The 24,741-nt window shown below is 74.9% G+C and carries 26 protein-coding genes; 8 read left to right on the forward strand and 18 right to left on the reverse strand.

Annotated features, from left to right (window positions below):
• Positions 1-343 precede the first annotated feature (343 nt).
• The 3 genes from argB to dapE all read left to right on the forward strand — a co-directional run bounded on the left by argB (position 344) and on the right by dapE (position 3,306).
• Complete coding sequence (gene argB / locus K1J50_RS14930) at positions 344-1,228, forward strand: acetylglutamate kinase (RefSeq protein ID WP_220118564.1); 885 nt, start codon at positions 344-346, stop codon at positions 1,226-1,228.
• A gap of 106 nt (positions 1,229-1,334) precedes the next feature.
• Positions 1,335-2,171: a 2,3,4,5-tetrahydropyridine-2,6-dicarboxylate N-succinyltransferase gene (gene dapD, locus K1J50_RS14935; RefSeq protein ID WP_220118565.1), complete on the forward strand. Its 837-nt coding sequence runs from the start codon at positions 1,335-1,337 to the stop codon at positions 2,169-2,171.
• Between the two features lie 7 nt (positions 2,172-2,178).
• Positions 2,179-3,306, forward strand: a complete 1,128-nt coding sequence (dapE, locus tag K1J50_RS14940; RefSeq protein ID WP_220118566.1) for a succinyl-diaminopimelate desuccinylase — start codon at positions 2,179-2,181, stop codon at positions 3,304-3,306.
• A 52-nt stretch (positions 3,307-3,358) separates the two neighbouring features.
• Here dapE and K1J50_RS14945 read toward each other — a convergent pair whose 3' ends face one another.
• Positions 3,359-4,300, reverse strand: a complete 942-nt coding sequence (locus K1J50_RS14945; RefSeq protein WP_220118567.1) for a 3-hydroxyacyl-CoA dehydrogenase family protein — start codon at positions 4,298-4,300, stop codon at positions 3,359-3,361.
• Between the two features lie 176 nt (positions 4,301-4,476).
• Here K1J50_RS14945 and K1J50_RS14950 point away from each other — a divergent pair, with 176 nt between their 5' ends.
• Positions 4,477-5,007, forward strand: a complete 531-nt coding sequence (locus K1J50_RS14950) for a gamma carbonic anhydrase family protein (RefSeq protein ID WP_220118568.1) — start codon at positions 4,477-4,479, stop codon at positions 5,005-5,007.
• A 154-nt stretch (positions 5,008-5,161) separates the two neighbouring features.
• Here K1J50_RS14950 and K1J50_RS14955 read toward each other — a convergent pair whose 3' ends face one another.
• Positions 5,162-5,539, reverse strand: coding sequence for a DOPA 4,5-dioxygenase family protein (locus K1J50_RS14955; RefSeq protein WP_220118569.1), 378 nt, complete (start codon positions 5,537-5,539; stop codon positions 5,162-5,164).
• A 158-nt stretch (positions 5,540-5,697) separates the two neighbouring features.
• Here K1J50_RS14955 and leuC point away from each other — a divergent pair, with 158 nt between their 5' ends.
• Positions 5,698-7,101, forward strand: a complete 1,404-nt coding sequence (gene leuC, locus K1J50_RS14960; RefSeq protein ID WP_220118570.1) for a 3-isopropylmalate dehydratase large subunit — start codon at positions 5,698-5,700, stop codon at positions 7,099-7,101.
• Position 7,102: 1 nt separating this feature from the next.
• Positions 7,103-7,735 (forward strand): 3-isopropylmalate dehydratase small subunit, encoded by a 633-nt coding sequence (leuD, locus tag K1J50_RS14965; protein ID WP_220118571.1) that lies wholly within the window; start codon positions 7,103-7,105, stop codon positions 7,733-7,735.
• Positions 7,736-7,753: 18 nt separating this feature from the next.
• On the opposite strand, the gene K1J50_RS14970 is transcribed toward leuD, so the two are convergent.
• The 16 genes from K1J50_RS14970 to K1J50_RS15045 all read right to left on the reverse strand — a co-directional run bounded on the left by K1J50_RS14970 (position 7,754) and on the right by K1J50_RS15045 (position 23,213).
• A complete protein-coding gene (locus tag K1J50_RS14970; RefSeq protein WP_220118572.1) occupies positions 7,754-8,752 on the reverse strand; it encodes a Bug family tripartite tricarboxylate transporter substrate binding protein in 999 nt (332 codons plus the stop codon).
• On the reverse strand, positions 8,749-9,966 hold the full coding sequence (locus K1J50_RS14975) for an acyl-CoA dehydrogenase family protein (RefSeq protein WP_220118573.1): 1,218 nt from the start codon (positions 9,964-9,966) through the stop codon (positions 8,749-8,751). The genes K1J50_RS14970 and K1J50_RS14975 overlap by 4 nt, the downstream gene beginning before the upstream one ends.
• Before the next feature lie 21 nt (positions 9,967-9,987).
• A complete protein-coding gene (locus tag K1J50_RS14980) occupies positions 9,988-11,340 on the reverse strand; it encodes an MmgE/PrpD family protein (RefSeq protein WP_220118574.1) in 1,353 nt (450 codons plus the stop codon).
• Positions 11,341-11,361: 21 nt separating this feature from the next.
• Positions 11,362-12,324, reverse strand: coding sequence for a hydroxymethylglutaryl-CoA lyase (locus K1J50_RS14985; RefSeq protein ID WP_220118575.1), 963 nt, complete (start codon positions 12,322-12,324; stop codon positions 11,362-11,364).
• A 14-nt stretch (positions 12,325-12,338) separates the two neighbouring features.
• Entirely contained in the window at positions 12,339-13,202 is an 864-nt protein-coding gene (locus K1J50_RS14990) for an alpha/beta fold hydrolase (protein ID WP_220118576.1), read from the reverse strand.
• A 13-nt stretch (positions 13,203-13,215) separates the two neighbouring features.
• The gene (locus K1J50_RS14995) at positions 13,216-13,686 is read right to left on the reverse strand and encodes a hotdog family protein (protein WP_220118577.1); all 471 of its coding nucleotides are present in this window, start codon (positions 13,684-13,686) and stop codon (positions 13,216-13,218) included.
• 9 nt (positions 13,687-13,695) lie between these two features.
• On the reverse strand, positions 13,696-14,217 hold the full coding sequence (locus tag K1J50_RS15000; RefSeq protein WP_220118578.1) for an FAS1-like dehydratase domain-containing protein: 522 nt from the start codon (positions 14,215-14,217) through the stop codon (positions 13,696-13,698).
• A 10-nt stretch (positions 14,218-14,227) separates the two neighbouring features.
• Entirely contained in the window at positions 14,228-15,466 is a 1,239-nt protein-coding gene (locus tag K1J50_RS15005) for a CaiB/BaiF CoA transferase family protein (RefSeq protein WP_220118579.1), read from the reverse strand.
• Between the two features lie 452 nt (positions 15,467-15,918).
• Complete coding sequence (locus tag K1J50_RS15010) at positions 15,919-16,236, reverse strand: hypothetical protein (RefSeq protein WP_220118580.1); 318 nt, start codon at positions 16,234-16,236, stop codon at positions 15,919-15,921.
• Positions 16,229-16,954, reverse strand: coding sequence for an AzlC family ABC transporter permease (locus K1J50_RS15015; protein ID WP_220118581.1), 726 nt, complete (start codon positions 16,952-16,954; stop codon positions 16,229-16,231). The genes K1J50_RS15010 and K1J50_RS15015 overlap by 8 nt, the downstream gene beginning before the upstream one ends.
• Before the next feature lie 354 nt (positions 16,955-17,308).
• Entirely contained in the window at positions 17,309-18,142 is an 834-nt protein-coding gene (locus K1J50_RS15020) for an EcsC family protein (protein WP_369413617.1), read from the reverse strand.
• 168 nt (positions 18,143-18,310) lie between these two features.
• Positions 18,311-19,648 (reverse strand): ATP-dependent protease ATPase subunit HslU, encoded by a 1,338-nt coding sequence (hslU, locus tag K1J50_RS15025; RefSeq protein ID WP_220118582.1) that lies wholly within the window; start codon positions 19,646-19,648, stop codon positions 18,311-18,313.
• A complete protein-coding gene (gene hslV, locus K1J50_RS15030) occupies positions 19,645-20,205 on the reverse strand; it encodes an ATP-dependent protease subunit HslV (RefSeq protein WP_220118583.1) in 561 nt (186 codons plus the stop codon). The genes hslU and hslV overlap by 4 nt, the downstream gene beginning before the upstream one ends.
• A 113-nt stretch (positions 20,206-20,318) precedes the next feature.
• Positions 20,319-21,422 carry a mandelate racemase/muconate lactonizing enzyme family protein gene (locus K1J50_RS15035; protein WP_220118584.1) on the reverse strand — a complete coding sequence of 368 codons (1,104 nt, stop codon included), beginning with the start codon at positions 21,420-21,422 and terminating at the stop codon, positions 20,319-20,321.
• 7 nt (positions 21,423-21,429) lie between these two features.
• Entirely contained in the window at positions 21,430-22,701 is a 1,272-nt protein-coding gene (locus tag K1J50_RS15040) for an alpha/beta fold hydrolase (RefSeq protein ID WP_220118585.1), read from the reverse strand.
• A gap of 71 nt (positions 22,702-22,772) precedes the next feature.
• The gene (locus tag K1J50_RS15045; protein WP_220118586.1) at positions 22,773-23,213 is read right to left on the reverse strand and encodes a nucleoside deaminase; all 441 of its coding nucleotides are present in this window, start codon (positions 23,211-23,213) and stop codon (positions 22,773-22,775) included.
• 47 nt (positions 23,214-23,260) lie between these two features.
• On the opposite strand from K1J50_RS15045, the gene K1J50_RS15050 reads away from it, so the two are divergent.
• A complete protein-coding gene (locus K1J50_RS15050) occupies positions 23,261-23,980 on the forward strand; it encodes a gamma-glutamyl-gamma-aminobutyrate hydrolase family protein (RefSeq protein WP_220118587.1) in 720 nt (239 codons plus the stop codon).
• On the forward strand, positions 23,977-24,741 hold a 765-nt coding region (locus tag K1J50_RS15055), incomplete at its 3' end, for a pseudouridine synthase (protein ID WP_220118588.1). The genes K1J50_RS15050 and K1J50_RS15055, both read left to right, overlap by 4 nt.

Genomic DNA, 24,741 nt, shown 5'->3' on the forward strand with positions numbered 1-24,741 from the left:
ACAGGCGGCGCATCTGCGCGGGCGAGAGGAGGAAAGGCGGCTTTGGGCCGGGCATGGCGGAACCTCCGCCATGCTCAGAATCATACACCCTCGCGTCGCTCCAAGCGATTAATGGGTCCCGAGCCTACCTCGCCCGGGTGTTCGCCGACGGGCGGTGGTACGAGCGGCCCTTCGCGGCCGCCGCCGGCGCGGTCGGCGAGATCCCGCTGCCGCTTCCCTGAGCCGCCGGTGGAGCGGGCGGCGCTGGCCGGGGACCGGCCGGTCGTCGCCCGCGCCCGCTTGACCCCCGCGGGCGGCGTGCCTAGACGCCAGCCGCGACCCCCGGGGGAAGGACGCCACGCCGATGAACGACACCGCGCGCGACCAGATGGCGATGCTCGTCGGCGCGCTTCCGTTCCTCAAGCGCTACGACGAGCAGATCGTGGTGGTGAAGTACGGCGGCCACGCCATGGGCGAGGAGGAGACCGCGCTCCGCTTCGGCCGCGACATCGCGCTGCTGGAGCAGGTCGGCGTGAAGCCCGTGGTGGTGCACGGCGGCGGGCCGCAGATCAACGCCATGCTCAAGCGCCTTGGCGTGAAGTCCACCTTCGTCCAGGGCCTGCGCGTGACCGACGCCGAGATGCTCGACGTGGTCGAGATGGTCCTCGCCGGGCCGGTCAACAAGCAGATCGCCGAGGCGATCACCCGCGCCGGGGCGATCGCCGTCGGCATCTCCGGCAAGGACGGCGGCCTGATCCGCGCCCGCAAGCTGACGCGCACCGTGCGCGACCCGGACAACGGCGCCGAGCAGGCGCTCGACCTCGGCTTCGTCGGCGAGCCGGAGCGGGTGGACACGCGCGTGCTGGAGCTGATGATCGGCGCCGACATCGTCCCCGTGGTGGCGCCGGTCGGCGTCGGCGAGGACGGGCAGACCTACAACATCAACGCCGACACCGCCGCCGGCGCGATCGCCGGCGCGCTCAAGGCGGAGCGGCTGCTGCTGCTGACCGACGTGCCCGGCGTGCTCGGCCGGGACGGGGCGCTGGTGCCGGAGATGACGGTGGCCGAGGCGCGCGCCGGGATCGCGGCGGGCTGGATCTCCGGCGGCATGATCCCGAAGGTCGAGACCTGCATCTACGCCATCGAGCGCGGCGTGAAGGGCGCGGTGATCCTGGACGGGCGCGTGCCGCACGCGGTGCTGGTGGAGCTCTTCACCGACAGCGGGGCGGGGACGCTGATCCGGCCCTGACGGCGGGACGGGCGGCGTTGACAGGGCGCCGCCCGCGTGCATCGTCCGCGCCGCGGCCGCCGCGAGGCCGCCGCACCTCCTCTCGCAGCGACGGGACGCCGCCAGGATGGACACCGCCAGCCTTCAGGCCCGCATCGAGGCGCTCTGGGCGCGCCGTGACCGGATCTCGCCCGCCACGGGCGGGGAGGACCGCGCGGCGGTCGAGGCCGCGATCGAGCTGCTCGATTCCGGCCGGGCGCGGGTGGCGGAGCCGGACGGCAGCGGCGGGTGGAAGGTCAACCAGTGGCTCAAGCAGGCGGTGCTGCTCTCCTTCCGCCTCGCCGACTCGGTGCCGATGGCGACCGCGGCCGGGGCCTACGACAAGGTGCCGCTGAAGTTCCAGGGCTGGGGCGAGAACCGCTTCCGCGAGGCCGGCTTCCGCGCCGTGCCCGGCGCGGTGGTGCGCCGCGGCGCCTTCATCGGCCGCAACGTGGTGCTGATGCCCTCCTTCGTGAACATCGGCGCCTACGTGGCCGAGGGAACGATGGTGGACACCTGGGCGACCGTCGGCTCCTGCGCGCAGATCGGGAGGAACTGCCACCTCTCGGGCGGCGTCGGCATCGGCGGCGTGCTGGAGCCGCTGCAGGCCAATCCGGTGATCATCGAGGACGACTGCTTCATCGGTGCGCGCAGCGAGGTGGCCGAGGGCGTGGTGGTCGAGCGCGGCAGCGTGCTCTCGATGGGCGTGTTCCTCGGCGCCTCGACGAAGATCGTGGACCGCGCGACGGGGGAGGTGTTCGTCGGCCGCGTGCCGGCCTACTCGGTGGTGGTGCCGGGCACCCTGCCCGGGAAGCCGCTGCCGGACGGGACGCCGGGGCCCGGCCTCTACTGCGCCGTGATCGTCAAGCGGGTGGACGCGCAGACGCGCGCCAAGACCTCGATCAACGAGCTGCTGCGCGACTGACGCCGCCGTGGCGACCGATCCGCTGCCGCTGGCGCAGGCGCTGATCCGCTGCCGCTCCGTCACGCCCGCGGACGACGGGGCGATGGCGATGCTGGAGGCGGCGCTCGCCCCGCTCGGCTTCGCCTGCCGCCGGCTGCGCTTCGGCGAGGTCGAGAACCTGTTCGCGCGGCGCGGCGCGGGCGGGCCGCATCTCTGCTTCGCCGGGCACACCGACGTGGTGCCGCCGGGCGACGCCGGGGCGTGGACGGCCGATCCCTTCGGCGGCGAGGTGCGCGCCGGGCTGCTCTACGGCCGCGGCGCGACCGACATGAAGGGCGCGATCGCCGCCTTCGTCGCGGCGGTCGCGGACCGCCTCGCCGCGCGGCCGGAGGCGCCGGGCAGCCTCAGCCTGCTGATCACGGGCGACGAGGAGGGGCCGGCCGTGGACGGCACGGCGCGCGTGCTGGAGTGGATGGCCGCGCACGGCCAGGTCCCCGACATGTGCCTGGTCGGCGAGCCGACCTCGCGCGCGCGGCTCGGCGACGTGATCAAGATCGGCCGGCGCGGCAGCCTCAACGCGGCGATCACGCTGCACGGCGTGCAGGGCCACGTCGCCTACCCGCAGCGGGCGGACAACCCGGTGCATCGCCTCCTGCGCGTGCTGCACGGGCTGATCGCGCGGCCGCTCGATCAGGGGACGGAGTGGTTCGAGCCGTCCTCGCTGCAGGTGACCAGCGTGGATGTCGGCAACGCGGCGACCAACGTGATCCCGGCGGCGGCGCGGGCGCGGCTCAACATCCGCTTCAACGACCGCCACACCGGCGAATCGCTTGCGCGCATGCTGCGCGCGGCGCTGGAGGCGGAGGGGGCGCGCTTCGATCTCGAGGTCTCGGTCTCGGGCGAGGCGTTCCTGACCCGGCCCGGGCCGTTCGTCGAGGCGCTGAAGCGCGCGGTGCGGCGCGCGACCGGCGAGGAGCCAGTGCTCGACACCGGCGGCGGCACCTCGGATGCGCGCTTCATCGCCCGCTACTGCCCGGTGGCGGAGCTCGGCGCGGTCGGGACCACCATGCACAAGGCGGACGAGTGCACGCCGGTGGCCGAGCTGCGCGCGCTCGCCGCGCTCTACCGGGCGGTGATCGAGGAGGCGCTCGGCTGAGGCGCGCGCCGCCGGCGGCCCCGCGCAGGCCCTTCGGCGGCGGGCGGCGCGCCTACTCCTCGCGCAGCAGCCGCGCCGCTTCGAGCAGCACGCGCTCGTAGCGCTCGCGCTCGCGCGCCGCGACCTCCGGCGGCCAGGGGCGGAAGCCCTCGCCGCTCTTGGTGCCGAGCCTGCCCTCGGCGACCAGCCGCTTGAGCGTCGGGCTCGGCTCGGTGTCGTTGCAGAGCGTGGGGTAGATGGCGCGGGCGGCGGCGAGCTGGGTCTCGAGCCCGGCCAGCTCCTTCTGCAGGATCGGGCCGGCGGCGACGTAGCGGAAGCCGAAGGCGTAGCGCACGGCGGCGTCCACGTCCTCGGCGGTGGCGAGGCCCTGGTCGATGACCGCGAAGGCCTCGCGCATCAGCGCGTGCTGGATGCGGTTGGCGAGGAAGCCCGGCACGTCGCGCGCGACGCGGATCGGCTTGCGGCCGAGCGCGGCCATGATCGCGGCGAGGCGGTCGCAGGTCCCGGGATCGGTGTGCTCGCCGCGCACCACCTCGACGCCGGGCACGAGGTGCGCGGGCAGGAAGAAGTGCAGGTTGGCCATGCGCGAGCGCGTGGCGCAGCCCTCGGCGATGTCGGTGATGCGGAGGGCCGAGGAGTTGGAGCCGATCGGCACCCCGGGCGGCACCAGGCGGTCGAGCTCGGCGAAGACGCGGCGCTTGAGGTCGAGGTTCTCCGGCACCGCCTCGACCACGCAGGCGGCGTCGGCGAAGCCCACCTCCCCGAGCGCGGCGACCAGGAACAGGTGCTCGACCCGCTCCGGATCGGCGCCGAGCTGGGCGAGCGAGGAGCGCACCCGGTCGAGGCAGCCCGGCCAGGCGGCACGGTTCGGCTCCACCCCGGTGACGCGCCAGCCGCCGGCGAGGAAGATCGCGGCGATGTCGCAGCCCATCAGCCCCTGGCCGACGACGACCGCGTGCTGCGGGCCCTCGCCGCGCGTCTCCGCTTCCGCCATGGCTGTCCTGTCCCCTGTTCCCCTGTCCGTCCGAACCGCCGCCATTCTGGCGCAGCCGGGCGGCGCGGGCGAGAGGGCGCTTGACGGCGCGGCGGGGGCGGGCGATCGCGGGCGCGGGCGCGCCGGCGGGAGGCGCCGGGGTGCCGGCGGCGCGCCGAGGACGAGGAGGAACAGCGATGCCGATCTATGCCCTGGAGGACCGCGTGCCCACCCTGCCCGAGGCGGGGCGCTTCTGGGTGGCGCCGGATGCGCACGTGATCGGCCGCGTCGTGCTCGGCGACGAGGTGGGGATCTGGTTCGGCGCCGTGCTGCGCGGGGACAACGAGCCGATCGAGATCGGCGCCCGCTCCAACGTGCAGGAGGGGGTGATGATGCACACCGACCCGGGCTTTCCGCTGCGCGTCGGCCGCGGCGTCACCATCGGCCACCACGCGATCCTGCACGGCTGCACCATCGGCGACGACTCGCTGGTCGGCATGGGGGCGACGGTGCTGAACGGCGCGCGGATCGGCCGCAATTGCCTGGTCGGCGCCAACGCGCTGGTGACGGAGGGCAAGGAGTTCCCCGACAACTCGCTGATCGTCGGCGCTCCGGCCAAGGTGGCGCGCGAGGTGGACGCGAAGATCCTGGAGATCATCCGCCTCTCGGCCGAGTTCTATGTCGGCAACTGGCGCCGCTTCGCCGCCGGGCTACGCCGCATCGGCTGAGGCGCGGGGGTGTCGCGGGGCTGGCCGGCCGTCCCGGGATCGCGGCCGCGCCGGGCGCGGCCCGGGGCCGTTTCCGCTCGGCCGTGCGCGCGGCGGCGGTTGCGGCGCGTTACCTGTCGGGCGGAGTCACGCTCCCGGCCGTCCGCGATCCGCTCTAGGGGCGCGCAGCCGGCGCGCGTCGCTCCGGCAGCACGCTGGCGTCGAGCGGCAGCACCGCCCCCATCCACAGCGCGCGCTCGAGATGGTCGGCGCGCGGATCGTCCGTCTCCGGATGCACCAGCACGGTCAGGCCGCGGCGGTTGAGCATCAGCCACGGCACCAGCGCGGCGAACAGCCCGACCGGGAAGGCGATCTGGAACATCGCCGCAGGGTGCGGCCCGACCGGGACGTCGTGCATGCGGCCGAGGCGCGCGGCCGGGAAGCGCTCCGCCACCTCGGCGCGCAGGGCCGCGGCGCGGTCGCGCGTCGTCGCCGGGTCGTAATAGATGTGCGCGTGGTAGCCGGCGACGGCTTCGGGCGGGGTGGGGCTCATGACGCGCCGATCCTCGCGCGGCCGGCGCCCGGGAGGCAAGCGCGGCGGCGCCCGCGGCCGCGCCCTGTTGCGCCCCGGCCGGTCCGCGCTCCCGGCCGGTTCCGCCCGTCCGCGATCGGCCCTATGGTCGGCGCCGCCGCGGGGCGAGAGGAGGGGCGATGGCTGGACCGCGCACGCTGCTCGAGAAGATCTGGGACGACCACCTGATCCTCGAGGAGGACGGCCAGTGCCTGCTGCTGGTCGGCCGCCACCTCGCCCATGACGGCTCCTACCACGCCTTCGCCGCGCTCGAGGAGCGCGGCCTCGCGCTGCGCCGGCCGGAGCAGACCTTCGCCACGCCGGATCACGGCGTGCCGACCATAAGCCGCCGCGTCGAGGACATCGCCGACCCCGCGCAGCGCCGCGTGGTGGAGGCGCTGCCGCGCAACGCGGCGAAGCACGGCTTCACGCTGTTCGGCCTCGACGACCCGCGCCAGGGCATCGTGCACGTGGTGGGGCCGGAGCAGGGGGTGACGCAGCCGGGCCTGATCCTCGTCTGCGGCGACAGCCACACCTCGACGCACGGGGCGCTCGGCGCCCTCGCCTTCGGCATCGGCGCCTCCGAGGTGGCGCACGTGCTCGCCACCCAGACGCTCTGGCGCAGGCGGCCGAAGACCATGCGCGTCACCGTCGAGGGCGAGCGGCCGGCGGGGGTGGCGGCGAAGGACGTGATCCTCGCCGTCATCGCCAGGATCGGCGCCAACGGCGGCGCGGGGCACGTGATCGAGTACGCCGGCTCGACCATCCGCGCGATGTCGGTCGAGGAGCGGATGACGGTCTGCAACATGTCCATCGAGGCCGGCGCGCGCGCCGGCATGGTGGCGCCGGACGAGAAGACCTACGAGTACCTGAAGGGCCGCCCCTTCGCCCCCGCCGGCGCCGACTGGGACGCGGCGCTCGCCTACTGGCGGACGCTGCCGAGCGATCCCGGCGCGCGCTTCGACGCGGAAGTGGCGCTCGACGCCGCGCGCCTCGAGCCGATGGTGACCTGGGGCAACAGCCCGGAGGATGCGCTGCCGGTGACGGGCCGCGTGCCCGATCCCGCCGACGCGCCCTCCGCGGCGCAGCGGGCGGCCTGGCGCGAGACGCTGGAATACATGGGCCTCCGCCCCGGGCAGAGGCTGACCGACATCGCGGTGGACCAGGTGTTCATCGGCTCCTGCACCAACGGGCGGATCGAGGACCTGCGCGCCGCCGCCGCGATCGCGCGGCGCGGCCGGGCGGTGGTGCCGGCGATCGTCTCGCCCGGCTCGACGCTGGTGAAGCGCCAGGCGGAGGCGGAGGGGCTCGATCGCATCTTCCGCGAGGCCGGGTTCGAGTGGCGCGAGTCCGGCTGCTCGATGTGCATCGGCATGAACGGCGACCTGGTGGCGCCGGGCAGGCGCTGCGCCTCCACCTCCAACCGCAACTTCCGCGGCCGGCAGGGGCGCGGCAGCCGCACCCACCTGATGAGCCCGGCGATGGCGGCGGCGGCGGCGCTCACCGGGCGCATCACCGATGTGCGCGAGCTCGCGGGAGGCTGAGATGGAGCCCTTCACCACCCTCACCGCCGTCGCCGCGCCGCTCGATGTGCCGAACGTGGACACCGATCAGATCGCGCCGGCCCGCTTCCTGCGCCGGCCGCGCCGGGAGGGCTACGCCGACGTGCTGTTCCACGACCTGCGCTATGCGGCGCCGGGGGTGGAACGGCCGGAGTTCGTGCTCAACCGTCCCCCCTACCGCGACGCGCGCATCCTGGTCGCCGACCGCAACTTCGGCGGCGGATCGAGCCGCGAGCAGGCGGTGTGGGCGCTGGTGGACGGCGGCATCCGCTGCGTCATCGCCATCAGCTTCGGCGACATCTTCTGGGAGAACTCGGTCAAGGGCGGGCTCCTGCTGGTGCGGCTCGACGAGCCCGAGGTCGCCGCGCTGCGCAGGCAGCTCCATGCCCGGCCCGGCGCGCGGATCACGGTGGACCTGGAGCGGCAGAGCATCACCGCCCCCGACGGGCGCGCGCTGGCCTTCGAGATCGAGCCCGCGCGGAAGCGGCGCCTGCTGCTCGGCCTCGACGAGATCGGCCTGACGCTGCGCCACGAGGACGCGATCGCGGCGTTCGAGCGGGGCTACCGGACGCGCCGGCCGTGGCTGTTCCGCCACGGCGCGCCGGGCGCGGGCTGAGCGGCGGCGGGCGCGCGGTCAGTTGACCGTGGCGCCGGTGGCGCGGACGATCGGCTCCCACTGCTCGCGCGCCTCGCGCATGCGGCGGGCGAGCTCCTCCGGCCCGCCGGGCAGCGGCTCGAGCCCGGCGCGCAGCCAGGCGGCGACCACCTCGGGGTCGTCCTGGGTGGCGCGCACCGCGGCGGCGAGGCGGGCGATGGCCGCGGGCGGCGTGCCGGCCGGCACGACCAGGCCGTACCAGTTCTCCACCGCATAGCCGGGCACGCCGGCCTCCTCCATCGTCGGCACCTCCGGCAGGGCGGGCGAGCGCCTGCGGTGCGGCACGGCGAGGGCGCGCAGCCGCCCGGTCTCGACGTGCGGGATCGCCGGCGGCGCGGTGGAGAAGGCGTAGTCGATGCGGCCGGCGAGCAGGTCGGTCATCAGCGGTCCGCCGCCCCGATAGGGCACGCGCACGGTGCGCAGGCCGGCGAGATGGTCGAGCAGCGCCCCCGCCATGTGGCCGGAGGTGCCGATGCCGGAATCGCCCCAGGACAGCGCGCCGGGCCGCGCCCGCGCCGCCGCCACCAGGTCGGCGACGCTGCGCCAGGGCCGGTCGGCCGGCACCACCAGCACGCTCACCACCGAGACGACGCTGGCGACCGGCGCGAAGTCGCGTTCGGCATCGTAGGCGAGCGCGGGGTTGAGGAGGCGGCCGATCGCCAGCACGCCGATCGTGCCGAGCAGCACGGTGTGGCCGTCCGGCGCGGCGCGCACGACCAGCTCGGCCGCGAGCGTGCTGCCGGCGCCGGGGCGGTTCTCGATCACCACCGGCTGGCCGAGCAGGGCGGAGAGGCGGTTCTGCATCGGCCGCACCGCGCTGTCGGTCGCCCCGCCCGGCGGGAAGCCGACGACGACGCGCACCGGCCGGTCGGGATAGCCGCCGGCCTGTTGCGCCGCGGCGCCGGGCGCGGCGAGGGGCGCGAGCGCGAGGCCGGCGAGGCGGCGCCGCGGCAGCGGGGGAGAGGTGGTGTGCGTCATTTGCCGAGCAGCTTGCGGGCGATCAGCACCTTCTGGATCTCGGTCGTGCCGCCGCCGATCTGCGCGTGTCGCAGCAGGCGGTAGAAGTAGGTCAGCGGCAGCTCCAGCGTCTCGCCCATGGCGCCGTGCACCTGGATCGCGCTGTCGAGCACGCGCGCGCCCCACTCGCCGGAACAGAGCTTCACCACCGCGGCCTCGGCGCGCACGTCCTCGCCGGCGTCGGCGCGCGCGGCCATCTCGTAGGTCATGGAGCGCAGCGCGGTGATGTCCACGTGCATGTCCACGAGGCGCCACTGGATCGCCTGGCGGTCGGCGATCGGCCGGCCGAAGGTGACGCGCTGCCTCGCCCACTCGATGGACATGTCGAGCGCGCGCTGCATCTTGCCGAGCGCGTAGGGCCCGCGCAGCAGGCGGTCGTGGATGGTGAGCCAGCGCTGGCCGAGGGTGAAGCCCTTGCCGACCTCGCCGAGCACGTTCTCCGGGCCGAGGCGGACGTTGTCGAAGTGCACCACGTACTGCGCCGCGCGCGGACCGAGCCAGGTGGCGATGCCGGGGGTCTCGATGGTCACCCCCGGCGTGTCGCGCTCGAAGACGAACATGGTGATGCCGCCCCGCTGGCGCTTCTCCGGGTCGGTCACCGCCTGCACCATCATGATGTCGCTCTCGTGCGCGTTCGAGATCCACATCTTGGTGCCGTTGAGGATCCAGCCGTCGCCGTCGCGCACCGCGCGCGTCTGCATCATGCCGCCGGGGTCGGAGCCGGCGTTGGGCTCCGACTGGCCGAAGCAGGTGGTCTTCTCGCCCTCGATGACGGGCCTGAGGAAGCGTTCGACCTGCTCGCCCCTGCACTCGTAGAGGATGTTGGCGACGTTGGCGAAGGGGAAGGGCACCGCGCAGTAGTTGAACTCCTCGAGGATCACGCACTGCGCCAGCATCCCGAGGCTCGATCCGCCGTACCGCTCCGGCACCATCAGGTACCAGAGGCCGGAATCGCGCGAGAGCCTGATCAGGCGGTCCACGGTCCTGGCATCGAACACCGCGCGCAGGTTGGTGATCGGCGGCAGGCCGTAGGCGTGGCGCGGGCTCGCGAGGTACTCGCGCTCCAGCGGCATCAGCTCCTCGCGCACGATGCGGCGCGCGAGATCGCGGTACTGGACGATCTCGGGCGGCAGGACGTAGCCGCCCTGGCCCGCAGGGGTGACGTGGGCGTCCATCGGTCGCGCCTCCCTCCGTCCTCAGGCCAGGGTGGCGAGCGCGCGGGCCTCGGTCCGCTCGAGCGACATCAGCCGCTCGAACAGGGCGCCGGCCCGGTTGTGCGCCTTGCCGGCCTCGAGGCAGCCCTGGAACTTCTCGAACAGTTCCGAGTCGGAGAGCGGCAGCCGGGCGTGGCCGGTGGCGTGGCGCACTTCCGGCCCCTTCAGCGTGGCGCCGGAGGCGAGCGAGACCGTCACCTGGTCGAAGGGGGCGGCGCCGGAGCCGTCCGGATCGTACTCGGTGGTGGTGTCGATCGCCACGCGCTCGATCAGCGACTGGACGTCGGGGCGCTGCACGAAGGAATCGGTCAGCTCCGGCAGGCCGACGCGTTTCGCGACGAGCGCGCTGCTCATCGCGAACTCCATGCTGAACTTCGCCTCTAGGCCGGTCTTCGGGCGGTGGTTGCGCAGGATGGTGGCGTAGCGGTCGCTGATCGAGACGCGGATCTCCCTCACCTCCTCGCACTTCACCGGGTTCTCCCGGAACAGCCGCAGCGCGCCGTCGATCGCGCGGTGGGTGCAGTAGCAGGTCGGATACTTCTTGATGGAGAGGCCCTCGGCGAGGATCCGCCACTCCCGGCCGAGCGCCGTCGGTTCGCTCGCGCGGTCCACCTCGCCGTGCTGCGAGACGGCGGAGAGGAAGCCCTGCGGGTGCTCGAGCGCGTCGAGGTGCGCGGTGAAGCCGGCTTGCGCGAGGCGCGCCGCGATCGCTCCGGCATGGGCGGCGCGGCCGGCGTGGAAGGGCTTGGTCATGGTGCCGAAATTCGCCGTCAGGCCGGCGCTCTGCGAGGCGCCGAGGGCGATCGCCATCGCCGCCCTCGCCGCGTCGAGCCGGCGCAGCGAGGCGCAGGCGGCGGCGGCGGCGACGGCGCCGAAGATGCCGGTCGGGTGCCAGCCCTTGACGTGGTGGAAGCCCTGGTCGCGCCGGACCAGCTCGGCCCAGGTCTCGTAGCCCGCGAGGTAGGCGGCGAGCATCTGCTCGCCCGAGGCGCCGAGCGCCTCGCCCTCGGCGAGGATCGCCGGCACCAGCACCGTGCTCGGGTGGCCGCGCAGCGCGACGTCGTCGTAGTCGAGCGCGTGGCCGGCGACGCCGTTGATCCACGCCGCCTCCGGCGCCGGCGCGCGCAGGTCGGAGAAGTAGAGCGTCGCCTCGCCCGCGGCGCCGCCGACGCCGAGGGTGCGGCGCAGGATCTGCACCGCGTCCTCCTCGCGCCCGGCGATCATGGTGCCGACGCAGTCGACGAAGCCCGTGCGCGCGATCCGCACCGCCTCGGCGGGGATCCGCGCGTAGGTGAGGCCGGCGACGAACTCGCCGAGCGCCCTGGTCAGTGGCATGGCCGTCCTCCTCCCTCCGTCCTACGCCGCCTGCAGCCTCTCGCGCAGCGCGCGCAGGCTGCCGCCCATCTTCACGCTGCCCGGCAGCGGGTGGCCGACGATGTCCTCGGCGAGGCGCGCGCATTCGATCAGCCTCTCGAGGTCGATCCCGGTCTCGATCCCCATCTCGTGCAGCATGAAGACCAGATCCTCGGTGCAGACGTTCCCCGCCGCGCCCCGGTGCGCGGCGAAGGGGCAGCCGCCGAGGCCGGCGACGGTGGCATCGTAGATCGCCACCCCCATCTGCAGTCCGGCATAGGCGTTGGCGATGCCCATGCCGCGCGTGTCGTGCAGGTGCAGCGCCAGGGTGAGGTCCGGGTAGCGGTCGCGCACCGCGCCGACCACGCGCTTGATGGATTCCGGCGTCGCCCAGGCCATGGTGTCGGCGAGCGAGACGGTCCTGATCTCCTGCCCGTACTGCCTGCCGAGGTCGAGGATCTGGCCGACCATGTCCACCACCGTCGCGACCGGCACCTCGCCCTGGAAGTTGCAGCCGAAGGCAGCCATGATGCTGCCGCGGTCCACCGGCACGCCGTGCTCGAGATAGAGCCGGATCATGCCGTGCTGCGCCTCGTAGTTCTGCGCCAGCGTGCGCTGCTGGTTGCGCAGCAGGAACGCCTCCGAGGCGGTGAGCGAGATCGAGCCGCGCAGGTGGAGATCGCCGGCCGCGAGCGCGCGCAGGAACCCCTTGTCGTTCAGCCAGAGCGCGGTGTAGCGCACGCCGGGCTTGCGCCGGAAGCGGCGCACCACCTCCTCGGCGTCGGCCCAGCCGGGGACGCGCGCCGGGTTGACGAAGGAGACGGTCTGGATCTGGGTGAGGCCGGTCTCCGACAGCGCGTCGATCAGCTCGACCTTGCGCTCGGTGGGGATCGGGCCCTTCTCGATCTGGAAGCCCTCGCGCGGGCCTTCCTCGTTGATCTGCACGAATTTCGGGAAGTCCGGCATGGCGGGTCTCCTCGTCACGGCGCCGCGCGCGCGCGCAGGCGGTCTTCCAGGTAGGCGTTGAAGGCGGGCGCGTCCTCGTAGGGCAGCCAGTGCCCGGCGCCGGGGACGACGTGGACGTGCGCGTGCGGGCAGAGCGCGCGCAGGGCGGCGATGCGCTCCTCGAGGCCCCAGTAGGCGTACTGGTCGCGCTCGCCCCACACCGCGTTCACCGGGATCGCGAGCCGCGGCAGGGATTCGGCGAGCGGGCGCCGGGCGATCAGCGCCGGCGTGTCGAGCCGGGCGTGGCGCGCGTTCCAGTCCTGGATGGCGAGCGCGAGCGCATCCACGCTCGCCGGATCGGCGAGCATCAGGCGCAGCAGGTTGGTGCGGTGCGCCGCGACCAGCTCGGCGCCGGTCTTGCCGCGCACGCGCTCGAGCCGCAGCGGCTGGCGCGGCGGGACCAGCCCGCCCGGGCCGATCAGGGTGAGCGAGCGCATCCGCGCCCCGTGCCGCAGCGCGACGTGGCCGCCGACCGAGGCGCCGAAGGAGAAGCCGACCAGGTCGTAGGGCTCGGACGGGCCGAGGATGCGCTCGAGGCCGTGCGCGGTGATCGCGGCGATCTCCGCCATGCTGGGCGGCGCCGGCGGGTCGGCGGACTCGCCCATGCCCGGCAGGTCGGGGACCAGGAGGCGATGGCGCGCGGCGAAGGTCTCGATGGTGCGCACCCAGTGCCGCCAGGACCCGGCGCCGCCATGCAGCAGCACGAGGGCGGGGCCGCGCTCGCCCCAGAGGTGCCAGACCATCGCGCCTTCGCCGCAGGGCGTCTCGACGCGGCGCGCCGCCGAGGCGATGCGCCGCAGCGTCTCCTCGGGCTCCGGAACGGCGGTGGCGTCGTTCATCGGAGGGCGCGCCTCACGGCGGCGGCACGAAGGGGTAGGGAACCGGCACGCCGCCGCGATAGGGCAGCGCCACCACGGCCGAGCCGGGCGTGGACTCCAGCCCCTTCTCGTTGCGGATGCCGAGGTCGAGCTCGACCAGCCCGTAGGCGGGCGCCTCGCGCTTGCCCCTGACCTTCGCCCAGACCGAGAGGGTCTCGCCGACGATGTTCATGGCGCGGAACTGGAAGTTCACCTTCCACACCCAGCCCTCGCGCCCGGCCCAGTCCTTGAGGAGCTGGACGATGAACTGCTGCTTTAGCGAGCCGTTGATCAGCAGGCCGGGGAGCTTGTCGTGCTCCCTGGCGAAGCGCTCATCGTAGTGGATCTTGTGCCAGTTCTCCATCGCCGCCGACCAGCGCATCAGGTGCGGCGTGGTGAGCGGGCCCTTGACCAGCGGGCCGATCTCCTGGCCGATCGCGACGTCCTCGAAATCCACGCGCGCCATGGCCTTCGCTCACTTCCGCCGGATGATGGTCTTGCGCGCGCGCATCAGCAGCTCGCCCGCGCCGTTGGTGTACTCGGTCTCGATGACGACGAAGATCATCGGCCCCGCCCGCGTCTCGCGCTCGTAGATGTCGGCGTAGCGGGACTTCTGGAACACCGTCTCGCCGTGGCGGGCGTAGCGGTAGAACTCGACCTCGGCGCCGCCGTTGAGCAGCGCGAAGCCGTGCAGCGGCAGCTCCGGCAGGCCGTCGCGCACGCCCATGACGAGGCCGTCGAAGTCCGGGTCGTGCGCGCGCTCGGTCAGCACGTCCGGCGCGCCGAAGGGCGTGCGGAACATGAAGGCGGGGTAGAGCGGCGGCGCCACCGCGCCGCCGTAGCGCGCGCCGGCCTCGTCCGAGGCGTAGGCCGGATCGGGGTCCATGATCGCCTGGGCGTAGCGCCGCACCGCGCCCTTCTCCACCGGATCGCAGGCCGGGAAGGGCGCGCTCTCGGCGCCGATGTGCTTGCGGACCTCGTCGGTCAGGAGCGGCATGGGTTCCCCTCTACTCTGCGGCCTTCGCCGCGCCGCTGATGCGGCGCCAGCCGGGATCGAGCCCGACGATCCCGCGCGCCGCCAGGTCCCGGATCGCGTCCTCGCCGTAGCCGAGGCCGCGCAGCACCTCCGCCGTGTGCTGGCCGAGGCGCGGCGGGTGCAGGGCGATCCGCCCCGGCGTCTCGCTGAGCTTGATCGGCAGCCCGGCCATGCGCATCGGGCCGAGGCCGGGCAGGTCGAGCTGCGCGATCATCCCGCGCGCATGCACCTGCTCCTCCTCGACCACGCGGTCTATCCGGTTGATCGGGGAGCAGGGCACGCCGGCGGCCTTCAGCCGCCGCTCCCACTCCGCGACCGGGCGCGTCGCCATCACCTCGCCGATCAGCGCGATCATCAGCGCGCGGTTCTCGACGCGGCGGCGGGCGTCGAGGAAGCGCGGGTCCTCGATCCACTCCGGCTTCTCCAGCACGCCGCAGAGGTCGCGCCACATCCGCTCGTTGAAGGCGGCGATGATGATCCAGTCGTCGGCGGCCCGGTAGGCGCGATAGGTCGGACTGGTCAGCGCCCCGGCGCCGCTCGGCCCCGGCACCTCGCCCGAGGCGAAGTAGCGGGTGAGGAAGTGCGCGAGCATCGCCACCTGGCCCTCGAGCAGCGATGTGTCCACGCGCTGCCCGCGCCCCGTGCGCTCGCGCGCCGCCAGCGCCGTCAGCACGCCGATGGCGCCGAGCATCCCGGCGCCGATGTCGGCGACCGACATCCCCATCTTCACCGGGCCGCCGCCGGGCTCGCCGGTGATGCTCATGCCGCCCGAATACGCCTGCATGAAGAGGTCGTTGGCCGGCTCCTCGGCGCGCGGCCCGGTCGCGCCGAAGCCGCTGATCGCGCAGTAGATCAGCCGCGGGTTCTCGCGCGCGAGCGATTCGTAGGAGAGGCCCGCGCGCTCCAGCGCGCCGATGCGGTAATTGTCCACCAGCACGTCGGCGCGCGCGATCAGCCGGCGCGCGATCTCGACGCCCTCGGCGCTCTTGAGGTCGAGCGCGACGCTGCGCTTGTTGCGGTTGGCGGAGGCGAAGTAGTAGCCGAGGCTGTCGTGGAAGTAGGGCGGCCAGGAGCGGCTGTCGTCGCCGGCGCCGACGCGCTCGATCTTCACCACCTCGGCGCCGTAGTCGGCGAGCATCATGGCGCAGAAGGGGCCGGCCATGGCGACGCCGATCTCGACGACGCGCAAGCCTTCCAGCGGCGCGGTCATGTCCCGGCATTCCGCATGGCGGCGGCCTCGTGCACTCGCTCCTCCCGCACGGCGCGCCGGGGCTGCGCGCGGGTGCGCCGCGCGGTGCGCCGGTCGGGCAGGCTAGCGCAGGCCCCCGGGGCGGGCAAATCGCGCGCCGTCGCCGCGCCCGGTGCTTGAGCACGGCGACGATCCGCGCGAGAGGTGCGGCGCGTTCCGTCCTTCCTTCCCTCGGCCGCGGCCGCGCACGACGGTGCCGCGGCCGCACCCCGCCGCGGCTCCGCATCGGCGAAGGCGCGCCGCACGGCCCGGGCCGCGCCGCGCGGGCGGCGGGAAGCGGCCGAGCGCGCGGATCGCCCCGCGAACGACAGCGCCAGGGCCGTTTCCGCTCGGGCGCGCGCGGCAACGGCTCCGGCGCGTTGCCTGTCGGGCGGAGTCACGCTCCGGGCCGTTTCCCGCCGTCCGCGATCCGTCTAGACCGCGCGCAGCAGGACCAGCGCCGCGAGCCCGACGAGCAGCGCCGGCAGCAGCCGGCGCCCGAATGCGGCGTAGCCGATCAGTCCGGCTGCCAGCGCCGCGATGCGCGCGGCGAGCGGCAGGGCGGCGAGCGCGCCGCTCGGCGCCGCCACCGCCAGCACGACGAAGGCGGCGAGCGTCGCCTGCGCCACCGCGGCCGCCCAGGCGACGAAGGGATGGTCCGGCCGCAGCGCGCCCGCCACCGCCAGGCCGGCGATGCGCAGCGCAAGGCATGCCAGCGCCGTCAGCAGCAGTGCGAGGTCGGCGTCAGCCACGCCGCCGCGTGCCCCGACCGAGCAGGAAGGCCGTCGTGCCGCCGGCGAGCCCGGCGGCGAGCAGGCCCCACGCGGCCGGCAGCGCCAGCGCGAGCGGCGCCGCCAGCGCGCCGCCGAGGAGCGCGCCGCGCACGCCGGGCCGGCCGAGATCCGCGGCGAGCAGCAGCGCGAAGTAGAGCGGGTTGGCGAAGACCAGCGCCGCCCGCGTCGCCGGATCGAGCAGGCCGGCGACCGCGTGTCCCGCCGCCGCCGCCGCGCCGGCGATCAGCCAGCTCGTCAGGCCGAAGCCGAGGAACCAGGGCAGCCGGCCAGGGGGCGCGATGCCCGGAAGGGCGCGCATCGCCGCCGCCCAGGGGGTGATGGCGACGAACGGCGCGCCGAGCAGCGACCAGGCCCGCGGACGGCGCGGCGCGGCGAGCATCGGCGCCAGCGCGATCGCCATCGGCAGGAAGCGCGCATTCACCGCCACCGCGCCGAGCACCGCCGGCAGCACGCCCGCCGCGCCGGCGGTGGCGTGCTGCACGAGCACGATCTGGCCCGGCATGCCGTACACGCCCCAGCTCGCCGCCAGTGCCCAGCCGATCGGCAGGCCGGCCTCGCGCACCGCGGCGCCGAAGGCGAGGAAGGTCGCGGCCATCGCCACCGCCGGCGCGCCGACCGCCTCCGCGACGCCGGCGGACGCCGCGCGCCGCGGCGGCGGCGCGGCCTCAGCCGGCATGGCGGTGCCGCCGGTCGGCGACATGCGACGGCAAGCGGGCGGAAGCGGTGCGCGGCGAGGTCAGCCCACCCTCCCTCCGTGCTCGCTCGGGCGGGGCCGCCGGCGGCGTCCCGGCCCGGGGGAATGCCCGCGGCGACCGGCCGCGCCGGCCGGCGCGCCGGATCGGCGCGGGGATCGTGCGGCGGGCGATCCGCACCGGACCATCGCGGGCGGGTCGTGCACGATGGCATGCGTCTCCCTGGTGTCCTGCCGCAGGAGGCCGGCGCCCCCGCCGCCGGTCCGCCGCGCGGGGCGGCCCATGCTGCCGCGCCCGTCCGGCGCCCGCAACGCCGCGCGGAGCGGCGCGCGGCGACCTCAGGCGGCGAAGCGCGCGTCGCGCATCGCCTCGTAGGCGGCGCGGACCAGGGCGGCGCCATGGGCGCGCTCCAGCCGCCGGACGGTGAAGTGACCGCGGGCGACGGAGCGGAAGTGCTCGAGGAAGGCGAGGTTCACCGCCGCCCCCGCCGCGGCGCCGACGATCGGGGCCGCCTGCGCGGAGACCTTGAGCGCGACGGGGCCGCCGAAGCGGGCGGCGACGGCGCCGAGAAAGCCCGGCAGCATCGCGCCGGCGCTGCGGCCGGCCGCGCCCCGCAGCGCCTCCGCGAGGGCGATCCGCACGGCGAAGTAGCCGGATTCGGCCGCGTCGTCGTAGGGGTCGCGGCCGCCCAGGGCGAACACCTTCAGGCACTCGGCGGCGGCCTCCGGGCGCCGGAGGTCCTCGCCCTGCTCGGCGGCGACGGCGGCGATCTGGCGCAGCAGCAGCGTGGTGGCGAAGGGAAGCTCGAGCAGCGTGCCCGCTAGGCCGAGGGCGCCGCCGGCCGCGCCGCTCGCGGCGGCGAGACCGCGGTGGAACCACGCGGAGGAGACGGGCAGGGGCGTGCGCGCGGGATCGGACCGCAGCGCGGCCGCCATCGCGCCGGCGAGCGCGCGGCGGAGGGCGGCGTCGAGCAGCGCCTGCGCGGGGCCCGGCAGGCGCGCCTTCAGCGCCTCGATCGGCGTGCCGACCAGCGCGGCGAGGCGGACGGCGAGCGAGGTGCCCTCCAGCGCGGCCACGGCGCCGGACAGCTCGGCGCGGGCGGCGTCGGGGAGGCCGGGGACGGGGAGGCTGGCGGCGGGGTCCGGCGGCATGGCGAGCGGATGCTGGGACACGGGATGCTTCTTCGGCGAGGGGGCGTTCCGGGAAGGGCGCGCGGCGCCGTCGCCGCGCGGGCCGGCGCCCGGGGTCCGCAGCCGGCCGGAAGGTGGCCGTTGCGCCCTGCGCGCTCCAGGGGCCGCGGACGGCCCTGGCGCCCCGCCCCCGCCGGCAGCCCGGGCGCCCTACAAGATGAACCGGCTGAGATCCGCGCTCGCCGCCAGCGGCGCCACCCGCTCGCGCACATAGGCGGCGTCCACCCGCACCGTCTCGCCGCGGCGGTCGGAGGCGGTGAAGGAGATCTCCTCCAGCAGCCGCTCCATCACCGTGGCGAGGCGCCGCGCGCCGATGTTCTCGATGCGGGCGTTGATCTCCGCCGCGAGGTCGGCGATCGCGTCCACCGCGTCCTCGGTGAACTCGAGGGTCACCCCCTCGGTGCCGAGCAGGGCGACGTACTGCTTGATCAGCGAGTGCTCGGGCTCGGTCAGGATGCGGCGGAAGTCGTCGCGCGTGAGGGCGGAGAGCTCGACGCGGATCGGCAGCCGGCCCTGCAGTTCCGGCAGCAGGTCGGAGGGCTTGGCGAGGTGGAAGGCGCCGGAGGCGATGAACAGGATGTGGTCGGTCCTGACCGGGCCGTGCTTGGTCATCACCGTGGTGCCCTCGATCAGCGGCAGCAGGTCGCGCTGCACGCCCTCGCGGCTGACGTCGGCGCCACGGAAGCCGCCGCCGCCCTCGCCGGCGCCGCGGGCGCAGATCTTGTCCACCTCGTCGAGGAAGACGATGCCGTTGTTCTCGGCGCTCGCCACCGCCTCGCGCGTCACCGCCTCCATGTCGAGCAGCTTGTCGGCCTCGTCGCGGATCAGCGCCTCGCGCGCCGCGGCGACGGTCATGCGGCGGGGGCGCTGGCGGCCGCCGAACAGCTTGCCGAGCATCTCCTGCATGTTCTGGAGTTGGATGCCCGGCGCGCCGGGCAGGTCGATCATGCCGATCGGCAGGCCGCCGCCCGCCTCCGAGACGTGCACCTCGACCTCGCGGTTCTCGAGCTGGCCTTCGCGCAGCATGCGGCGGAACTTCATGCGGGTCTCGCCGGAGGCGCCCTCGCCGACCAGGGCGGTGACCAGGCGCTCCTCCGCCGCCAGCTCGGCCTTGGCCTGCACCCCCTTGCGCGCCTGCTCGCGCCGCTGGTTGATCGCGACCTCGACCAGATCGCGGACGATGCTCTCGACGTCGCGGCCGACATAGCCGACCTCGGTGAACTTCGTCGCCTCGACCTTGAGGAACGGGGCGTTGGCGAGCTTCGCCAGGCGGCGCGCGATCTCGGTCTTGCCGACCCCCGTGGGGCCGATCATCAGGATGTTCTTCGGCACCACCTCCTCGCGCAGCCCGTCGGGGAGCTGCTGGCGGCGCCAGCGGTTGCGCAGCGCGACCGCGACCGCGCGCTTGGCGTCGTGCTGGCCGACGATGTGCCGGTCGAGCTCGGAGACGATCTCGCGCGGGGAGAGGTTGACGGGTTCGGTGCTCACGCCTGCGATTCCAGCGTCTCGATGACGATGTTGGCGTTGGTGTAGACGCAGATGTCGGCGGCGATCCGCATCGCGCGGCGGCAGATCTCCTCGGCGCCGAGGCCGTCCACGCCGATCAGCGCCCGCGCCGCGGCGAGGGCGAAATTGCCGCCCGAGCCGATGCCGATGATCGCATCCTCCGGCTCCAGCACGTCGCCCTGGCCGGTGAGGAGCAGCGAGCGGCGCGCGTCGGCCACCGCCAGCATCGCCTCCAGCCGTCGCAGGTAGCGGTCGGTGCGCCAGTCCTTGGCGAGCTCGACGCAGGCGCGCTCGAGCTGGTCGGGGAAGCGCTCGAGCTTCGCTTCCAGCCGCTCGAGCAGGGTGAAGGCGTCGGCGGTGGCGCCGGCGAAGCCCGCCAGCACCTTGCCGTTGGCGATGCGCCGCACCTTGCGCGCGTTGCCCTTGACCACGGTCTGGCCGAGCGAGACCTGGCCGTCGCCGGCCATCGCCACCTGCCCGCCCTTGCGCACGCAGAGGATGGTGGTGCCGTGCCAGCCGGTCCTGTCCGTATCGTTCATGGGGGAGAGATGGGGCGAAGGCCGCCGCCGGGCAACGGTTGCGCCGGCGCACGGACCCGCCCGGCGGGCCGGGCCGCCCGGGCGCGGCCCGCTCCCCGCTGCCGCGCCGCGGCCTACAGCCGGAAGTCGCGCAGCACCTCCGGCCGGAACGCCAGCCCGTGCCCGGGCCGCTCCGGCGCCCGGATCATGCCGCCCCGGATCCCGGGCGGATGCACCCAGAGGTCGTCGAGCAGCCCCATGTGCTCCGCCCAGCTCGCGTTCGGGATCGAGGCGAGCAGGTGCACGTTCAGCTCCGGGAACAGGTGCGGCGCGATGCTCATGCCCCAGGTGTCGGCGACCGCCGCGATCTTGCGCAGCTCGGTCAGGCCGCCGCGCATCGGGTCGGGCTGCAGGATCGGCAGGCGCGGGTTCTCGAAGAAGGGCTTGAGGTCGTGGCGGGAGAAGTGCGTCTCGCCGCCGACCACGCGCAGGTCGAGCGCCTCGGCCACGCGCATGTAGCCGGCGACGTCGTCGGCCACCACCGGCTCCTCCAGCCAGTAGATGTCGTAGGCCTCGAATTTCCGTCCCATCAGGATCGCCACGTCGGCGGTCCAGCCCATGTTGACGTCGATCATGATCTCGACGTCGGGACCGAGCGCCTCGCGCATGCGGCGCACGTTGTCGAGGTCGGTCTTGAGGTCGTGCACGTGGGCGACCTGCATCTTGATCGCCCGGAAGCCCTGGGCGACGTAGTGCTTCGCCTTGGCGATCATGCCGTCGCCGCCCGCGCCGCGGAAGCAGCCGCTGCCGTAGATCGGGACCTCGGAGCGCACGTGGCCCCACAGGCGGTGCAGCGGCAGGCCGGCCTTCTTCCCCACCGCGTCCCACAGCGCGATGTCGAGCGCCGAGGCCGCCATCATCACGATCCCGCCCCGCCCCTTGGGCAGCGTGGCGCGCCAGATGTCGCGCCAGAGGCCCTCGATCTCGGTCGCGTCGCGGCCGAGGGCGAGCGGCTTCACCACCTCCTCGAGGCAGGCGCCGAGCGTGCGCAGCACCGGCGGCGCGCCGAGCGGGTGCAGATAGCCCATGCCGACGATGCCGCCGGCGGTCTCCACCTCCACCACCGCGAGGTCGCGCGTCGGGCCGAGCGCGTGGCCCGCGAGCCACGGGTCGTCCGGCCAGGGCAGGCGCAGCAGCGTCGTCCGCAGGTCGCGGATCGTCATGTCGTTGGCGGCCATGGCCGGCTCACTCCCTCGCGGTGGCGCGGATCTCGTCCAGGATCGGCAGCAGGTGCTCGGCGAAGAGCGGCGGGTTCTCGGCGAACGGGAAGTGGCCGATGCCCGGCATCGCGGTGAAGCGCGCGCCCCGGATCCTCGCCGCCGTCGCCGCCGAGGCCTCGACGGTGCAGGAGTAGTCGTACTCGCCGGTGAGCAGGAACAGCGGGCAGCGCGCGGTGTCGATCAGGTGCACGCGCTCGCGCGCGTCCCACTCGCCGGAGTAGAACTCGATGTCGCGCGCGAAGGTGGCGTGGCCGCCCTGGCTGTAGTGCCACCAGATCTCGGCGGCGCATTCCGCCGGGCTCTGCGGCGCCATCAGCCCGAACACCCATTCGGGGACGAAGAGCGCCTGGTTGACGCGCGGGTGGTTGGCCCAGGGGGTCTGGCGGCCCTGGATGTTGTCGGTCGCCTCGCAGGCGATGATGGCGGAGAAGGCCTCCGGATGGCGCAGCGCGAGCTCGAGGCAGATCTCGCCCGACATCGAGGCGCCGAGCACGACCGGGCGGGTGAGCCCGGCGGCGCGCACCACCTCCATGATGATCGCGACGTAGCGGTCGGTGGTCAGGCGCCAGCTTCCGGGCGGCGCGGCGGCGGGCGGCGGGCTCTTGCCGTGCCAGGGCAGGTCGAAGGCGGTCAGGCGCCAGTGCCGCGTCAGGCGCCGGTCCGCCATCAGGCGGTGGAACTGCCGCCCGTCGGCGCCGGCCGTGTGCAGGCAGAGCAGGTCGCGCGGGCCCTCGCCCGCCTGCTCGCGATAGATGCGGCAGGCTACGCCGTCCACGCGGATCGGCAGGTAGGCGCCGGCGATCGCCGCCGGTTCCGGCTCCGGCAGCGAGGGGCGCGGGAAGGCCGGCACGCGGGCGTCGCCCTGCGCGCCGTGCAGCACCAGCCAGCGCCCGATCTCCAGCGTGCGGCGGACGATGTGGCAGTGCTGGGCGAGCGCCAGCTCGTCGCCCGCGACGGCGAATTCCGGCACGCGCGCGCGCATCGCGAACAGGTTGTGGTGGTGGCGCGGCGGGACGGGCGCGAGGAACCTGGCCCAGACGGAGGGCGGCGCGCGCAGGGTGAAGGCGGGCGGGCCGGGCGGCGCCTCGCCGACCGCGAAGGCGGCCTCGGCGCCGCCACTTTCCAGCGCGACGCGCACCGCCGCACCCGGGCGCCAGAGCGCGAGCACCGCATCCCGCTCGCAGGCCGCGCGCCAGGCGGCGAGGAAGCCGGAATCGTCCAGGGGCCAGCCGATCATGCCGTCTCCTCCCTCTCGGGCGCTGGGTTAGGCCGGGCGGCGGCGGCGCTCAAGCCCGCGCCGGGGCAGGCTCAGCGCCGGACGGCGAAGAAGCCGCGCAGGAGCGCTGCGCATTCGCTCTCGCGCACCCCGCCCACCACCTCCGGCGCGTGATGGCAGGAGGCGGCGGCGAAGATCCGCGCCCCGTGCTCGACGCCGCCGCCCTTCGGGTCGTAGGCGCCGAAGACCAGGCGCCGGATGCGGAAGAAGGAGGCCGCCTGGGCGCACATCGGGCAGGGCTCGAGCGTCACCGTCAGGGTGCAGTCGGGCAGGCGCGGCTCGCCGCGCAGGGCGGCGGCGGCGCGCAGCGCGAGCAGCTCGGCATGGGCGGAGGCGTCGGCCAGCTCCTCCACCCGGTTGCCGGCGCGGGCGAGGACGCGGCCGGCGGCGTCCGTGACCACCGCGCCCACCGGCACCTCGCCCCGGGCGGCGGCGGCGCGGGCCTCCTCGAGCGCGATCTCGATCGGGGTCATGGCGGGAACCTTGCCTCGGCGCGGTCCCGAACGCTAGCAACGCCGCCATGCCCCGTCCCCGGCCCCTGATCGGCGTCACCCTCGATGCGGAGCCGCCCGGCGGCTACTCCCGGCTGCCCTGGTACGCGCTGCGGCAGAACTACTTCGCGGCGATCGCCGCGCAGGGCGGCCTGCCCGTCGCGCTGCCCCACCATCCCGAACTGGCGGAGGCCTATCTCGACGCGCTCGACGGCCTGCTCGTCACCGGCGGCGCCTTCGACGTGGACCCCGCGCTCTACGGCGGCGGCCCGGCGCATCCGGCGGTCACGCTCAAGCCCGGCCGCACCGCGTTCGAGCTCGCCGTCACCCGCGGCGCGCTGGCGCGCGACCTGCCCGTGCTCGGCGTCTGCGGCGGCGAGCAGCTCCTCGCCGTCGCCTTCGGCGGCACGCTGATCCAGCACATCCCGGACGCCGTCCCCGGGGCGCTGGCGCACGAGCAGCCCAACCCGCGCACCGAGCCCGGGCACGAGGTCGCGATCCGGCCGGAGAGCCTGCTGGCCCGCATCGTCGGCAAGCCGCGCATGGCGGTGAACAGCGCGCACCACCAGGCGGTCGAGCGGCCCGGGGACGGCGCCGTGGTGAACGCGGTCGCGCCCGACGGGGTGGTGGAGGGGATCGAGCATCCCGGCTACCGCTTCGCCCTCGGAGTGCAGTGGCACCCGGAATACGCCGTGGACCCCGCGGACCCCTTGATCTTCCGCGCCTTCGTCGAAGCCTGCCGCCGGTGAGCGGGGACGAGGAGGACAAGGGCGGGACGGAGACCGCGCGCGGCGAGCGCATCGCCAAGTGGCTCGCCCGCGCCGGGGTGGCCAGCCGGCGCGACGCCGAGCGGCTGATCGCCGAGGGCCGGGTCGCGCTGAACCGCCGCCGCGTCGAGACGCCCGCGACCTTCGTCCGCCCCGGCGACGTCGTGGCGGTGGACGGCCGCCCGGTCGCCCCGCCGGAGCGCACGCGCCTGTTCCGCTACCACAAGCCGCCGGGCCTGGTGACCACGCACCGCGACCCGCAGGGCCGCCCGACCGTGTTCGAGCGCCTGCCGCCCGGCCTGCCGCGCCTCGTCTCGGTCGGCCGGCTCGACCTCACCAGCGAGGGGCTGCTGCTGCTGACCAACGACGGCGCGCTGGCTCGGCGGCTGGAGCTGCCGGCGCAGGGCTGGCTGCGGCGCTACCGGGTGCGGGTGTATGGCAAGCTCGACGAGCGCGACCTCGCCGCGCTCGCCAAGGGGGTGACGATCGACGGCGTCGCCTACGGCCCGATCGAGGCGGCGCTCGATTCGCGCCACGGCCTGATCTCCTGGCTCACCGTGTCGCTGCGCGAGGGCAAGAACCGCGAGATCCGGCGGGTGATGGAGCATCTCGGCCTCCAGGTGACGCGGCTGATCCGCGTCGCCTACGGGCCGTTCCAGCTCGGCTCCCTGCCGCGCGGGGCGGTGGAGGAGGTGAGCCCCAAGGTGCTGCGCGAGCAGCTCGGGCTGGAGGTCGCGCCGCCG

It is taken from the genome of Caldovatus aquaticus, from assembly GCF_019458025.1.
Classification (GTDB): domain Bacteria; phylum Pseudomonadota; class Alphaproteobacteria; order Acetobacterales; family Acetobacteraceae; genus Caldovatus; species Caldovatus aquaticus.

Excerpts from the sequence above, each read along its gene's own strand:
- K1J50_RS15015 (WP_220118581.1), bottom strand. The coding sequence starts at position 16,954 with ATGCCGGCTGAGGCCGCGCCGCCGCCGCGGCGCGCGGCGTCCGCCGGC.
- K1J50_RS15000 (WP_220118578.1), bottom strand. The coding sequence starts at position 14,217 with ATGCCGCTCCTGACCGACGAGGTCCGCAAGCACATCGGCGCCGAGAGC.
- K1J50_RS15050 (WP_220118587.1), top strand. The coding sequence starts at position 23,261 with ATGCCCCGTCCCCGGCCCCTGATCGGCGTCACCCTCGATGCGGAGCCG.
- K1J50_RS14970 (WP_220118572.1), bottom strand. The coding sequence starts at position 8,752 with ATGACGCACACCACCTCTCCCCCGCTGCCGCGGCGCCGCCTCGCCGGC.
- K1J50_RS14975 (WP_220118573.1), bottom strand. The coding sequence starts at position 9,966 with ATGGACGCCCACGTCACCCCTGCGGGCCAGGGCGGCTACGTCCTGCCG.
- K1J50_RS15045 (WP_220118586.1), bottom strand. The coding sequence starts at position 23,213 with ATGACCCCGATCGAGATCGCGCTCGAGGAGGCCCGCGCCGCCGCCGCC.
- K1J50_RS15035 (WP_220118584.1), bottom strand. The coding sequence starts at position 21,422 with ATGGCCGCCAACGACATGACGATCCGCGACCTGCGGACGACGCTGCTG.
- argB (WP_220118564.1), top strand. The coding sequence starts at position 344 with ATGAACGACACCGCGCGCGACCAGATGGCGATGCTCGTCGGCGCGCTT.
- leuC (WP_220118570.1), top strand. The coding sequence starts at position 5,698 with ATGGCTGGACCGCGCACGCTGCTCGAGAAGATCTGGGACGACCACCTG.
- K1J50_RS14980 (WP_220118574.1), bottom strand. The coding sequence starts at position 11,340 with ATGCCACTGACCAGGGCGCTCGGCGAGTTCGTCGCCGGCCTCACCTAC.
- K1J50_RS14985 (WP_220118575.1), bottom strand. The coding sequence starts at position 12,324 with ATGCCGGACTTCCCGAAATTCGTGCAGATCAACGAGGAAGGCCCGCGC.
- K1J50_RS14955 (WP_220118569.1), bottom strand. The coding sequence starts at position 5,539 with ATGAGCCCCACCCCGCCCGAAGCCGTCGCCGGCTACCACGCGCACATC.
- K1J50_RS14950 (WP_220118568.1), top strand. The coding sequence starts at position 4,477 with ATGCCGATCTATGCCCTGGAGGACCGCGTGCCCACCCTGCCCGAGGCG.
- K1J50_RS15005 (WP_220118579.1), bottom strand. The coding sequence starts at position 15,466 with ATGACCGCGCCGCTGGAAGGCTTGCGCGTCGTCGAGATCGGCGTCGCC.
- K1J50_RS15040 (WP_220118585.1), bottom strand. The coding sequence starts at position 22,701 with ATGATCGGCTGGCCCCTGGACGATTCCGGCTTCCTCGCCGCCTGGCGC.
- K1J50_RS14995 (WP_220118577.1), bottom strand. The coding sequence starts at position 13,686 with ATGGCGCGCGTGGATTTCGAGGACGTCGCGATCGGCCAGGAGATCGGC.
- hslV (WP_220118583.1), bottom strand. The coding sequence starts at position 20,205 with ATGAACGATACGGACAGGACCGGCTGGCACGGCACCACCATCCTCTGC.
- K1J50_RS14945 (WP_220118567.1), bottom strand. The coding sequence starts at position 4,300 with ATGGCGGAAGCGGAGACGCGCGGCGAGGGCCCGCAGCACGCGGTCGTC.
- leuD (WP_220118571.1), top strand. The coding sequence starts at position 7,103 with ATGGAGCCCTTCACCACCCTCACCGCCGTCGCCGCGCCGCTCGATGTG.
- dapD (WP_220118565.1), top strand. The coding sequence starts at position 1,335 with ATGGACACCGCCAGCCTTCAGGCCCGCATCGAGGCGCTCTGGGCGCGC.
- K1J50_RS14990 (WP_220118576.1), bottom strand. The coding sequence starts at position 13,202 with ATGAACGACGCCACCGCCGTTCCGGAGCCCGAGGAGACGCTGCGGCGC.